Origin of the sequence: Acinetobacter bereziniae (genome assembly GCF_016576965.1) — a bacterium.
GTDB classification, from domain to species: domain Bacteria; phylum Pseudomonadota; class Gammaproteobacteria; order Pseudomonadales; family Moraxellaceae; genus Acinetobacter; species Acinetobacter bereziniae.
The window spans coordinates 4,673,746-4,685,881 of sequence record NZ_CP066119.1 but is presented as its reverse complement, the minus strand read 5'-3'; the positions used below and the strand labels follow the sequence as shown (position 1 = coordinate 4,685,881).

The 12,136-nt window shown below is 38.0% G+C and carries 14 protein-coding genes; 9 read left to right on the top strand and 5 right to left on the bottom strand.

The window, feature by feature from the left end; all coding sequences use genetic code 11:
- Nucleotides 1–700 precede the first annotated feature (700 nt).
- The 6 genes from rpmH to I9192_RS21955 all read left to right on the top strand — a co-directional run bounded on the left by rpmH (nt 701) and on the right by I9192_RS21955 (nt 5,284).
- Nucleotides 701–835, top strand: a complete 135-nt coding sequence (rpmH, locus tag I9192_RS21980) for a 50S ribosomal protein L34 (protein ID WP_000831329.1) — start codon at nt 701–703, stop codon at nt 833–835.
- A gap of 33 nt (nt 836–868) precedes the next feature.
- Nucleotides 869–1,261 carry a ribonuclease P protein component gene (gene rnpA / locus I9192_RS21975; RefSeq protein ID WP_004823984.1) on the top strand — a complete coding sequence of 131 codons (393 nt, stop codon included), beginning with the start codon at nt 869–871 and terminating at the stop codon, nt 1,259–1,261.
- 9 nt (nt 1,262–1,270) lie between these two features.
- A complete protein-coding gene (gene yidD / locus I9192_RS21970; RefSeq protein ID WP_005034824.1) occupies nt 1,271–1,591 on the top strand; it encodes a membrane protein insertion efficiency factor YidD in 321 nt (106 codons plus the stop codon).
- A gap of 5 nt (nt 1,592–1,596) precedes the next feature.
- Nucleotides 1,597–3,333: a membrane protein insertase YidC gene (gene yidC / locus I9192_RS21965; RefSeq protein WP_200150041.1), complete on the top strand. Its 1,737-nt coding sequence runs from the start codon at nt 1,597–1,599 to the stop codon at nt 3,331–3,333.
- An 89-nt stretch (nt 3,334–3,422) separates the two neighbouring features.
- Complete coding sequence (mnmE, locus tag I9192_RS21960) at nt 3,423–4,787, top strand: tRNA uridine-5-carboxymethylaminomethyl(34) synthesis GTPase MnmE (RefSeq protein ID WP_046759640.1); 1,365 nt, start codon at nt 3,423–3,425, stop codon at nt 4,785–4,787.
- 134 nt (nt 4,788–4,921) lie between these two features.
- Complete coding sequence (locus I9192_RS21955) at nt 4,922–5,284, top strand: NirD/YgiW/YdeI family stress tolerance protein (RefSeq protein ID WP_009584746.1); 363 nt, start codon at nt 4,922–4,924, stop codon at nt 5,282–5,284.
- Nucleotides 5,285–5,302: 18 nt separating this feature from the next.
- Here the strand turns inward: I9192_RS21955 and I9192_RS21950 are convergent, their stop codons facing one another.
- The gene (locus tag I9192_RS21950) at nt 5,303–6,490 is read right to left on the bottom strand and encodes an MFS transporter (RefSeq protein WP_200150040.1); all 1,188 of its coding nucleotides are present in this window, start codon (nt 6,488–6,490) and stop codon (nt 5,303–5,305) included.
- Between the two features lie 163 nt (nt 6,491–6,653).
- Nucleotides 6,654–6,920, bottom strand: a complete 267-nt coding sequence (locus I9192_RS21945; protein WP_004823994.1) for a metal/formaldehyde-sensitive transcriptional repressor — start codon at nt 6,918–6,920, stop codon at nt 6,654–6,656.
- 87 nt (nt 6,921–7,007) lie between these two features.
- Between I9192_RS21945 and dmeF the strand changes: the two genes are divergently transcribed.
- Nucleotides 7,008–7,979 carry a CDF family Co(II)/Ni(II) efflux transporter DmeF gene (dmeF, locus tag I9192_RS21940; protein WP_200150039.1) on the top strand — a complete coding sequence of 324 codons (972 nt, stop codon included), beginning with the start codon at nt 7,008–7,010 and terminating at the stop codon, nt 7,977–7,979.
- A gap of 138 nt (nt 7,980–8,117) precedes the next feature.
- Nucleotides 8,118–8,819: a DsbC family protein gene (locus I9192_RS21935; protein ID WP_200150038.1), complete on the top strand. Its 702-nt coding sequence runs from the start codon at nt 8,118–8,120 to the stop codon at nt 8,817–8,819.
- Between the two features lie 66 nt (nt 8,820–8,885).
- On the opposite strand, the gene I9192_RS21930 is transcribed toward I9192_RS21935, so the two are convergent.
- The 3 genes from I9192_RS21930 to guaD all read right to left on the bottom strand — a co-directional run bounded on the left by I9192_RS21930 (nt 8,886) and on the right by guaD (nt 11,435).
- Complete coding sequence (locus I9192_RS21930) at nt 8,886–9,137, bottom strand: GlsB/YeaQ/YmgE family stress response membrane protein (RefSeq protein WP_004824000.1); 252 nt, start codon at nt 9,135–9,137, stop codon at nt 8,886–8,888.
- Nucleotides 9,138–9,338: 201 nt separating this feature from the next.
- A complete protein-coding gene (hpt, locus tag I9192_RS21925; RefSeq protein ID WP_005034840.1) occupies nt 9,339–9,866 on the bottom strand; it encodes a hypoxanthine phosphoribosyltransferase in 528 nt (175 codons plus the stop codon).
- Between the two features lie 252 nt (nt 9,867–10,118).
- Complete coding sequence (guaD, locus tag I9192_RS21920; RefSeq protein WP_200150037.1) at nt 10,119–11,435, bottom strand: guanine deaminase; 1,317 nt, start codon at nt 11,433–11,435, stop codon at nt 10,119–10,121.
- 221 nt (nt 11,436–11,656) lie between these two features.
- On the opposite strand from guaD, the gene I9192_RS21915 reads away from it, so the two are divergent.
- The gene (locus tag I9192_RS21915; RefSeq protein WP_005034850.1) at nt 11,657–12,130 is read left to right on the top strand and encodes a hypothetical protein; all 474 of its coding nucleotides are present in this window, start codon (nt 11,657–11,659) and stop codon (nt 12,128–12,130) included.
- Nucleotides 12,131–12,136: the final 6 nt, after the last annotated feature.

The window sequence follows — 12,136 nt, the reverse complement described above, 5'->3', positions numbered from 1 at the left end:
GTGAAACCCCTCTATTCCATTTTAAATTCAAAAAACACAACATTCCCCCTACCCTATGGATAAAGGGGTCGCCATTCTAACCAAGTTACCCACATCTGTCATGAACAATTCAAGTAAATTCGCTCAAAAAAGCAACTTTCTGTAAATAAATTTAAATTCAAAGCACTTGTGGATAAGGTTTTCCACATGCTGTGGATAAATTATCACATAAACTTATCCACAATCCATCAAATTAATAAAAACACAGATACCCACAGCTTAAATCTTTATTATTTAATGTAAAAAAGCTGTTTTCCACAGAAATAACCGACACTAATAATAATAAATTTAAATTTTAAATTTGAATTTATTTATAAGAACCGAGTTTTTTGTGGATAACCTCCAAGTTATGAATTTAAATTCAAAATTAGCAGGTTTTTAAATTTAAAAACATGGAAACGAATTTAAATCTAGATGAGGTTATGGATAACTTTGAGGATATATCTGTTGGTAACTCTTATTTATACTATAAAATAATAAGTTATGTTGTGAATACTTTTTTTGTTGATTTTATAGCTCAAAAGACAGTTAAAATTTCATGTGGGTAAAAATGCAACAAATATGATCGAATATAGAAGAGATATGTGTATATTCATTGACAGCATAAAGAATGCACAATACAATCGCGAACCTTTAGAAAGATCAATTTTGGAGTTTCGATATGAAACGTACATTCCAACCATCTGAATTAAAGCGTAAGCGCGTTCATGGTTTCCGTGCTCGTATGGCTACTAAGGCTGGTCGTCAAGTATTAGCTCGCCGTCGTGCAAAAGGTCGTCACAGCTTAACTGTTTAATTCGTTAAACAGTTAATACACGACTTGGGTGTTATGTCTCTTTATAGTTTCAGCCCAGCGGTGAGAATCCACTGCGCTGCAGATTACAAAGGTGTATTTGATGGTGCGCTTTTTAAAGTGCATCAACCCCATTTTATATTCTTAGCAAAAGTGACTGAACAGCCTAAAAGCCGTTTGGGTATCGTTGTTGCTAAGAAAAAAGTGCGCCGTGCGCACGAAAGAAATCGAATAAAACGTTTAACGCGTGAAAGTTTTCGCTTAAACCAGCAAAATATTGATCTGTTGGATATTGTGGTGATGCCTAAAGTCGGCATAGAAGCCGTACCCAATGCTGAACTTTTTCAGCAGTTACAATTTGCTTGGTTAAAATTGCAACGCATCGTTAAAAAGCACCATAAAATAGCTCAATCTTCCCCTCAAAAATAGAGGAAACCAATGATTCGTTTATTGCATTGGTTGATTCGTTTCTATCAAATTGCGATTAGTCCTCTCATTGGACCTCGTTGTCGTTATATTCCGACTTGTTCTCAATATTCGTTAGAAGCAATCCATACGCACGGCGCAATGAAAGGCAGCTGGTTAGCTGCAAAACGCGTGTGCCGTTGTCATCCTTGGGGCGGGTATGGTTATGATCCCGTGCCAAAAAAAACAATTCGTTTTATTTCGTTTCAGCAAATAGATTCTCAAACGCTTCATGTTCCTGTACCCTTGCGTGAACGTTTATTGAACCAAAATCACTCTAACCACTTGGGGTAATAGATATGCAACAATGGGCCAGGTTTGCAATCCTTGGGGCCATGTTAGTCACCGCATATTTGCTCATTTTGGCTTGGCAAAAAGACTATGGTCATGATGCAACAAAAGCTGCGACTCCGCAGGCTGTTGTCGCGCATGATGTCTCTGCCGATTTGCCAAAAGGTCAAGCAACTGCGGCTTCTAGCGATGTTCCACAAGCAAATATAGCTGCTGCACAACAAAATACAGCTGCGCCAGCCACAGCAAATCAACAATTGATTTCAGTACAAACTGATCTTTATCATCTTTGGATTAGTCCAAAAGGTGGTGATATTGTTCGTATTGAATTACTGAATCATGACAAGAGCAAAGACAGTGATCAGCCTTTTGTTATGCTTGAAAGTGATGCAAAACGTACCTATGTTGCGCAATCTGGTTTAATTGGATTGAACGGTCCAGACAGTAAACCAGATCGTCCAAGCTATGCGTTTGAAAAAAGTGCTTATACCCTTGCTGATGCTAAAACCGCACAAGACAAAGAAGGTAAATCTTCTCAAGTCTTAACTGTTCCGATGGTATTTAAAACAGCGGATGGTGTTGAAATCATCAAAACGTTTAGTTTCAAACAAGGTCAATACCCAATTGATGTCAGCTATCAGGTTGTAAACCGTAGTACGCAAAATTGGCAAGGACAAATGTTTGGTCAAATTAAGCGTGATAACTCAGATGATCCAGGAAAAACCTCTCAAGGTATTTTCACACTTGGAACCTATTTGGGTGGCGCTTGGGGTACACCAGATGAGCATTATAACAAGCTAAAATTTGCGAATTTTACCGATGAAAAACTCAACACTGAAGCAAAAGGTGGCTGGGTTGCGATCGTTCAGCATTATTTCGTAAGTGCTTGGATGCCAGGTCACTTTGGTGGTCAGCAATACACGGCAAAATTGGAATCACGTAAATCTGCTGATGGTATGAACATCATTGGATTTACTTCACCAACCATTAATGTTCCAGCGGGTAAAGCCATGAGCATTGATGCAACTTTCTACTCTGGTCCAAAAGTCCAGTCTGAATTGAAAGATTTAGCGGTAGGTTTAAACCAAACTGTAGACTATGGTTGGTTATGGCCAATTGCCAAATTATTATTTGCAGGTTTACAGTTCTTCCATAACCTTGTGGGTAACTGGGGTTGGTCAATCATTCTATTGACTGTATTGGTTAAACTTATTCTTTGGCCGTTGTCGTCTAAGAGCTATCGTTCTATGGCGAAAATGCGTGTGATTGCACCAGAAATGCAACGCATGAAAGAAGAGTTTGGTGAAGACCGTATGCGTTTCTCTCAAGAAATGATGGCACTTTACAAACGTGAGCAAGTCAATCCTTTGGCGGGTTGTTTACCATTACTTTTACAAATGCCAATCTTCTTAGCATTGTACTGGGTATTGATGGAGTCTGTAGAACTTCGCCATGCACCGTGGATGCTGTGGATTCAAGATTTGTCTGCAATGGATCCTTGGTTTATCCTTCCATTGATCATGGGTGTTACGATGTTTGTTCAACAATCATTGAACCCACAACCGACTGACCCTATGCAGGCGAAAGTTTTCAAAATCATGCCAATCATGTTTACAGTATTTATGCTGTTCTTCCCTGCTGGCTTGGTTTTATACTGGATTGTGAACAACTCGATCACGATTCTGCAACAGTGGTTTATCAATAAAAATGTTGCAAAAGCCAAAGTTGAAAATGAAGTTGTTTAATCTTTAACGATTAAGCAATAGCTGAAAAAATCCGCTTAAGATGGTAATCTTAGGCGGATTTTTTATTGTCAAAGTTTGAGTAAATTTAGATGACGAACACTGTAAACCAAACCACAATTGCCGCAATTGCGACGCCACCAGGACGTGGTGGTGTAGGTGTGATTCGTCTTTCTGGACCAAAGGCTTACAGTATTGCGCAAGCTTTGACACAAAAAGATCTTCCCAAAGCACGTTTTGCTGGTTTTCGTCAATTTTTTGACGATCAAGGTGAAGTCTTAGATGAAGGCTTAGCCATTTGTTTTCCCAATCCAAATTCCTTTACGGGTGAAGATGTGGTTGAGTTACAGGGACATGGCGGACCAGTGATTCAAAATGCGCTACTGACACGTTTATTGGAGCTTGGTGCCACTGCAGCCAAAGCTGGTGAGTTTTCCATGCGTGCCTTTGAAAATGGCAAAATGGATTTGGTACAAGCTGAAGCGATTGCTGACTTGATTGATGCAACCTCACAAGCTGCAGCACGTTCTGCAGTACGTTCCCTACAAGGTGTATTTTCCAATAAAGTAAATACCGTGTTGGAGAAACTGATCCATCTACGCTTGCATGTTGAAGCTGCAATTGATTTTCCAGAGGAAGAAATTGACTTTTTGGCGGATGGGAAAATACTGAGTTTGTTAGAAGAGGTTCAAACTTCGGTTGCTGCGGTACAACAATCAGCTCGTCAAGGTCAATTACTACGTGAAGGTCTGCAAGTGGTGATTGCTGGGAAACCTAATGCAGGTAAATCTTCATTACTTAATGCCTTGGCGGGTAATGATCGTGCTATTGTGACGGATATTGCTGGAACTACACGTGATGTGTTGCATGAGAAAATTAGTTTAAATGGCTTACCGATCACTTTAACCGACACTGCAGGTTTACGTGAAACAGGCGATGTGGTCGAGAAAGAAGGCATTCGTCGTGCAATTAAAGAGATTGAGCAAGCCGATTTATTGCTCTTGGTTTATGACTTGAGCCAAGGTGAAAATCCTTTAGAACTTGCACAAAATTACTTTGAAAACCACTTAGATTACAAGCGTTTAATACTGATTGGAAATAAATGTGATCTCACCGATCAATCTGCTGAATTAAATGATTTGCAAGGTTTTCGCCATATCACCGTTTCAGCCAAACAGGATGTGGGCGTGCAAGTACTCATAGATGCGATTACAGCGCATGCAGGCTTTCAGCCTGAGGAAGATACCTTTATTGCTCGAACACGCCATTTAGACGCAATGAAGCGCACACAGCGCTATTTGGCAGAGGCACATGAGCAACTTGTGGTTTATCATGCAGGAGAGTTGGTTGCGGAATCACTACGACTTGCCCAAAACGCTTTGGGTGAAATCACAGGTGATTTTAGTGCTGATGATCTCTTGGGAGTTATCTTTGGATCGTTCTGTATTGGTAAATAAGCTTAAAATAGTGAACATGAACGCTGACCAAGTGTCAGCTTTTTTGATGAAAAGTTGTGCTTTTGTAAGCTGATTTTACATCTGAGTTTGAATTGTTTACTGTAAGATCAATAACATATTCAAAAGGGTGTATTATGAAAAAGTCTCCTTTATTGCTTTCCCTCGCAGTATTCGTGATCACTTCAAATGTCTGGGCGGGTAAGGCAGATCATGTGATTATTCAAGAAGCAGCGAAAAATAATATCACCATTGAACAAGCATTACGTGCCAGTGACGAAACTGCGGTAACTTTAACCGGTTCGATTGTGCGTCAAATTAAGCATGAACATTATGAATTAAAAGACAGTACAGGAACCATTGGAATCGAAGTGGATGATGATCTGATTGATTTAAAAAAATTAAAGCCTGGCACCAAAGTAAAAATCGTGGGTGAAGTCGACACGCATCGCTACAAACCAACAGATATTGAAGTGGTTAAAATAGATATTGTTCCATAACTGATTTAAAAATAGGTGCTAAGCACCTATTTTTAAGCGGTATTTGTTTTTTAAATGTTGAATCAATAAGTAACAGCATAATGTGCCGACTCCTGCACAAAAGCCTAAAACACCGATCATTAAACCAAAATGATCGGATAAGTATCCTGCGGAAATAATTGGCACAATCGTACCAAAATAAGCAATAAACAAATATGTTGAAACCACAGCGGCACGATTTTCGATTTGGGTCATTTGATGAATCAATGCAAAAGCACTCAATAAACTGAGCCCATGTCCCATGCCAACCAAAATCACACTGATAAAGAATAAAAAACTCCAATGCATCAACATACAGACAGACAAAATCAAATAACTACTGATTAATAAAATTAGTCCGATATTTAGGGCTCTGTGCATATTCATTGATTTGGCAGCGAATTGAGCAATCGCAGAAACCATTAAAATACTGGTAATGGTTGCGCCACTGACCAAAGGACCATGCCACGGAATAACTTCACGTATAAACGAGGGCGCTAAAGAGGCAAATAAACTGAATGATCCGAAAGCACAAAACGCACTAAAACTGGTGATGTAAAATAAGCCTTTATATTGTGTCTCTGGTAATTGTAAATGAGGTGCAATAGAAAAAGATTGTTTTTCAAATTGAACAGTTTTAATGCGAAATAAACTGAATAAACTCAGCAGCGCTGCGACAATGACAGGTAAATAAGGTGTGATTAGTGGTTGATCTGAAAATTGAGCAATTGCACCACCAATAAAAGGTCCCAACCCAAAACCAATCACGGTAATAATTGAACTTAATTGTGCTGCACTTTGTTTGTGTGAATCTGGGATAGTATAGATTAATCCTAGCATTGCCGAGGTGCTGATTAAGCCAGATGCGATTCCGATAATGAAACGACCTAAACCCAGATAATAACGATTCGAGGCAAAAACTGAGAGGCTCAGACCAATAATAGCGAAGAATAAGCCGATCTGTAAGGTACGAATAAAGCCAAAGCTATTGCTCATACGCCCTAAAAACAGCAATGTAGTTAAACAACCAAACATATATGCAACAAAGATATAAGTGATTTGGCTCGGGAGCAGGTGCCAAAGCTGTTGATAGATTGGATATAACGGACTCGCAAGTGCAGTACCGATGGTGCCAATACATAAGGCAAGACTGACCATGAGAAATGGACGCCATGATTGCTGATTCATAGATCTAGGACTTAAAGTGCAAATAATCTTGCGGATAAATGCCGAAGATAAGTATTAAGATCGGCAACGAAGAAATCGCATATACCGAAAAGCTTAGAACTTAATCAGTAGGGGGTCAATTAAAACTTTAAGACTTTATCTAATCACCTGTATTGAGCTTATTTTATGAATAACGTTTAAGCAATTTTAAAAATTCTTGTAACTCATTTGCATCAACAGCTTCAGGGTCTTGAATCACATGTTCAGTGAGATGTTGCTCAATTAATTCATTCATTAAACCATTGACGGCTCCTTTCACTGCTGCGACTTGTTGGAGAACCGAAATACATGAAGTACTTTGATCATTCAATGCCTCTTCAATGGCATTCAGCTGTCCTTTTAAACGTTTGACACGGTTAAGGACTTTTTTATCTTGATGGACATGACTCATAAACTGATCCGCTAAAAATATACTCCCTTATAGTATATTTAAAAATAAAATAATATACTCATGGGGAGTATATAGGATCATGCCCACATGCAATTTAAAACTATACAACGTGAACACACTCATCAGTTTGATGAAGGTAATCCATTGGCACAAAAGAAAATTTTATGGGCAACCATTTTGACAGGTTTGATGATGCTGTTTGAAATTCTGGGAGGCTGGATTTTTAATTCGATGGCATTGCTTGCTGATGGTTGGCATATGAGTTCACATATGCTGGCGCTCGGTTTGGCTTATGCTGCTTATCGAGCCGCGCGCTATTATGCGCAGGATTTTCGTTTTAGTTTTGGTACATGGAAAATAGAGATTTTAGCAGGTTATAGCAGTGCAATTTTACTGATGGTTGTCGCTTTATTTATGGCTTTTCAATCGATTGAATGTTTATTTCATCCTGTTCAGATTCATTATAATGAAGCGATTCTAATTGCTATTTTAGGTTTATTGGTCAATTTAATCTGTGCATGGTTACTGCATGATCACCATCACCATCACCATCACCATCACCATCATTCACATGATCATGATGAACATCATGGACATGATTTAAATCAAAAAGCGGCTTTTCTTCATGTAGTAGCAGATGCACTGACCTCTGTTTTGGCAATTATTGCATTATTTGCAGGTAAATATTTTGGTTGGGATTTTTTGGATGCGACTTTGGGTATTGTGGGCGCAATTTTAGTTGGACGTTGGTCATTTGGTCTTATTAAAGAAACAGGCAAAACTTTACTGGATGCTGAAATGGATCATGTTGTAGTGGATGAAATCCGTGAAGTCATTACAGGTCTTAAAGTAAACGCCAAAATAACTGATCTCCATGTCTGGAAGGTGGGCAAAGCCAAGTTTTCAGTCATTTTGGCACTTGAAATATCTGATCAAAATTTAAATGCAGATCAAATTCGTAAAGCATTATCAATCCACAACGAATTGGTTCATATTTCCGTTGAAATTAATCAAACTGCGATTTTTAGCTGGGTTCCACGTGAAACTTCATCACCATAATTTAAATTTATCCCTTTATTATAACTCTGGATTTGAGTCGAGCATATTTTACTCAAGTTGGTTTAATCACAGTTTTCAAACAAGCTCACAAGGCAACTGTGTTTTAATAACTGACAATATATTCTGAATTTTTGATTTATGTTAAAGCACATCATTGCGTTGAGTTTAAGTTTTGCTTTTTGTGGGAGTAGTTTTGCCAGTATTGAAACTGCGAAAGCAAAACTCAGCAAAAACTATCCCAATGTCAAAATTGAGCATTTACAGACGACTGAAATGCAAGGTCTGTATAGTGGTACGTTAGATAATCAAATCGTGTATATCAATGAAGATGTTCAACATATATTTGTTGGTTCTATGATTCGTTTAAAAGATCAACATAATTTAACCAAAGATCTCGTTGTTGAAAAAAATACAGTTGATTTTAAAAGTCTTCCTTTCAATGATGCAGTAAAAACAGTCAGGGGGAATGGAAAACGCCAGCTAGCCATCTTTTCTGACCCAAATTGCCCATATTGCAAAACGCTTGAAGGGAATCTAGCTAAACTCAATGATGTGACGATTTATACTTTTATCTATCCGATCAAAGCACAATCTATTTTGCCTGCAAAGCAAGTATGGTGTTCGGCAAATCGTGAATATGCATGGAAAAATTTGATTCAAAATGGGGTAAAACCCACTGCACCAGCAAATTGTCCAACACCGATTGAGCGTAATTTAGAATTAGGTAAAAAATTAGCGCTACACGGTACACCAGCAATTATTTTCTCAAATGGCTATAAAGCAATGGGTGCCTACCCTGCTGAAGAAATTGAGAAGTTATGGAACAAATTTGGATTATAAAACGATAATTTCATAAGCACTTAGAAAAAAAGCACCCTGAATGGGTGCTTTTCTAAATACAAAATTTTAACTTCGTTTGGCAATCATGTTGTAAATAAATAACACGATAATTGCACCCACCACAGAGGCAATAAAACCGGCAGATGCACCTTTAGGGTAAAGTCCTAATAATTGACCGCCGTAGGTTGCAACCAATGAACCTACGATCCCCAGCGCTGTGGTTACAATAAAACCTGCTTTATCATCACCAGGATGGATTGCTCGAGCAATCAGACCTGCAATAAAACCAATCACAATTGCACTAATCAATGACATCATAATCTTTCTCCTTTTTCTTTATTTTGTCGTGAGTTACTGCATCGAATTAATTTAATATTCAAATATTTTTAAAGGAAGTAAAAGGTTGGATTTGCTACAAGTTGTTGCATTTTTGTTCGACGGTTGCTGGGGGAAGCCATAAAAAAAGCGACCGTGGTCGCTTAAATCAGTTTAGGTAAAATGGGTTTACCGAAGATGATCTTATAGACCAATTTCTCCAATAAATGGAATATGGCGATATTTTTGATCATAATCTAAGCCATAACCCACAATAAACTTATCTTCTACTTCAAAGCCTAGAAATTTCACGTCTAAGTCGATTTCACGGCGAGAAGGTTTGCTGACTAAAGTACACAGTTCAATTGAATTCGGTTGACGAGTACTTAATATTTCTAAAACTTTGCTCAAGGTATTGCCTGAATCAATAATATCTTCTACCACCAAGATGTCTTTTCCACGAATTTCTCCGTCTAGATCTTTTAGGATTCTGACATCACGAGAGGATGTTGTATTGCCACCATAGCTTGAAACCGTCATAAAATCGAGCTCGTGAGTTTTAGTAATGGCACGGCATAAATCTGCCATAAAAATCACTGAACCACGCAATAAGCCAATTAAAACCAATTCTTTATCACTACTGGCATAATGCGCATCAATTTTTTTACCAAGTTCTTGAACTTTTGCATGAATTTCTTCAGCAGAAATCATTACTTTCATTTCAACAGTCATGGGAAATACCTAAAACTTAAACATCAAATTCTAAAATTAAAAAAGGTGTTGACTAGCAACACCCTAAAAGATGGCATAATTTTAAAACATATCAGGTTCAGATGCATCCTTTTTACGATTTGAAAATGTAAATGCCGAAATTTGAAGCTAAATATCTAGTGCGCATCTTGTTTTAACAACAGCGCACATACGATAAAAACACCACCTATCAAAAGAAGTTTTTTCTTGGAGGGTGATGATTTAGGATTTTTTTCAGACTTGTGCATAGGCTTTTTGTCCATAAATATAGGTGGCTTGAATATTACGGTCATCCCCCATAGTGAATAAGGCGAATAATGCATCTTCAATATTTTTTGCTCGCTCTTGACGCAATTGCTGTAATGCGGTTGCTTTTAAATTCAGCACGACAAAGTCAGCTTCTTTGCCTACATTGAAATTGCCCAATCGATCATCTAAATGCAGCGCTTTAGCACCACCAAGCGTTGCATGATAAAGCGATTCCAGGGCTGAAAGTTTATCGCCTTGTAGTTGCTGAACTTTGTAGGCTTCGTTAAGTGTTTGTAAGTGGCAAAATGCGGTGCCTGCGCCTACATCAGTTCCAAGACCAACTTTGACTTGTTTTTCCCAAGATTTTTTTAATGGAAATAAACCACTGCCCAAGAATAAGTTGGAGGTTGGACAGAATGCGATCGCAGAATCAGTTGCATGCATACAATCCCATTCGTGTTCTTCTAAATGAACACAATGGGCGAAAACAGAACGCACCCCTGTTAACCCATAATGATGATAAACATCTAAATATCCCTGTTGTTCTGGAAATAATTCTTTGACCCAAGTAATTTCGTTTTTATTTTCACTTAAATGCGTATGGACATAAACATCAGGATATTCTGCTTTTAATTGCCCTGCTTTTGCCAACTGTTCTGGTGTAGAGGTTGGTGCAAAGCGTGGCGTAATGGCATAAAGATTACGACCTTTGCCATGCCATTTTTCAATCAGTGCTTTTGAGTCGAGATAAGCACTTTCAGCCGTATCAGTCAGCTCTTCTGGTGCATGACGATCCATCATCACCTTACCCGCAATTAAGCGCATTTGATGACGTTCTGCAGCTTCAAATAAAGCATCCACAGATTGCGGATGTACTGTACAGAAAACCAGTGCTGTTGTTGTGCCATTTTTTAGTAATTCATGAACAAAAAACTGTGCGATTTTATCTGCGTAGTTTTTATCTGCAAATTGAATTTCTGTTGGAAAGGTATAGGTATTGAGCCATTCTAATAATTGTTCGCCATAGGCACCCACCATTTCTGTTTGTGGAAAATGAATATGAGTGTCGATAAAACCAGGTACAATCAACTGTTCAGGATAATGATCAACGCTCATATCATTACTTAATTGCGACTGCCCTGCTTCCCAATCACCAAACCAGATAATTTTACCTTGTTCAGTAATCAATAACCCATCTTCAATATAACGCGTTTGATCTAAAATTTGAGTGGCTTGGGAAACGGTATTTTGAATATCAAGAAAACGTCCGCGAATCGCCGTTTTCTGCACAACAGAAGACATGTAAAACCTGCAATTTATCCTTTTTTCGATTGATTGTACCTGAAATTTATTTAAGCTGCTGTAAGCAGTTTTATTTTCTTGTGTGCTCAAAAATGTAATTGATGTTGAAGATTGTGAAAAAATCAAAAGCATTACACGAATATTTGAGTTTGTGACTTTATCTTTAATCTAAGAATAGGTACAGTGTCGGCAAATGATGGAAATAAGAGAAAATAATATTTATGTATTTTTGGAATACCAAAGCTTTGGCGCATGAACTAGCAGAAGATACTTTAGAAAAACGCCATTATAAAAATTATTATTTGATCGCTGCTTTAGTGGTCAGTGCAGTTTATTACTATGGTATGTTTTCACCTTATTATGATGCTCGTGTGATTGGTTTAGAAGGCATATTGACGCTGATCATTATGTTTGTTGGCATTCAACGTTGCTATGCTGCAAACGGTGGTGATGAGGGCGTGCATTTTATGAATCGTGTCACGGCACTCTCATTCCCTATTTTGTTGCAGACCACTGTTGCGGGAATTGCTTTTGGTTTGATTCTGCTCGGCATTTATCAATTTTTTGATCTTGAAAATACTGCTTTTGAAATGTGGTATGAGTGGTGTGTTTCTGCCTTTACGATTTTTTTGCAGATTGTGTTTTTTACCCGCTTAAATCAATACATGAAACGTGTTGCGGATCATACAATTTAACAATAA

Excerpts from the sequence above, each read along its gene's own strand:
- I9192_RS21945 (WP_004823994.1), bottom strand. The coding sequence starts at position 6,920 with ATGAGTCATGTCCATCAAGATAAAAAAGTCCTTAACCGTGTCAAACGT.
- I9192_RS21955 (WP_009584746.1), top strand. The coding sequence starts at position 4,922 with ATGAAAAAGTCTCCTTTATTGCTTTCCCTCGCAGTATTCGTGATCACT.
- yidC (WP_200150041.1), top strand. The coding sequence starts at position 1,597 with ATGCAACAATGGGCCAGGTTTGCAATCCTTGGGGCCATGTTAGTCACC.
- I9192_RS21930 (WP_004824000.1), bottom strand. The coding sequence starts at position 9,137 with ATGATGTCATTGATTAGTGCAATTGTGATTGGTTTTATTGCAGGTCTG.
- mnmE (WP_046759640.1), top strand. The coding sequence starts at position 3,423 with ATGACGAACACTGTAAACCAAACCACAATTGCCGCAATTGCGACGCCA.
- yidD (WP_005034824.1), top strand. The coding sequence starts at position 1,271 with ATGATTCGTTTATTGCATTGGTTGATTCGTTTCTATCAAATTGCGATT.
- I9192_RS21935 (WP_200150038.1), top strand. The coding sequence starts at position 8,118 with ATGTTAAAGCACATCATTGCGTTGAGTTTAAGTTTTGCTTTTTGTGGG.
- hpt (WP_005034840.1), bottom strand. The coding sequence starts at position 9,866 with ATGACTGTTGAAATGAAAGTAATGATTTCTGCTGAAGAAATTCATGCA.
- rnpA (WP_004823984.1), top strand. The coding sequence starts at position 869 with ATGTCTCTTTATAGTTTCAGCCCAGCGGTGAGAATCCACTGCGCTGCA.
- rpmH (WP_000831329.1), top strand. The coding sequence starts at position 701 with ATGAAACGTACATTCCAACCATCTGAATTAAAGCGTAAGCGCGTTCAT.
- I9192_RS21915 (WP_005034850.1), top strand. The coding sequence starts at position 11,657 with ATGTATTTTTGGAATACCAAAGCTTTGGCGCATGAACTAGCAGAAGAT.
- dmeF (WP_200150039.1), top strand. The coding sequence starts at position 7,008 with ATGCAATTTAAAACTATACAACGTGAACACACTCATCAGTTTGATGAA.
- I9192_RS21950 (WP_200150040.1), bottom strand. The coding sequence starts at position 6,490 with ATGAATCAGCAATCATGGCGTCCATTTCTCATGGTCAGTCTTGCCTTA.
- guaD (WP_200150037.1), bottom strand. The coding sequence starts at position 11,435 with ATGTCTTCTGTTGTGCAGAAAACGGCGATTCGCGGACGTTTTCTTGAT.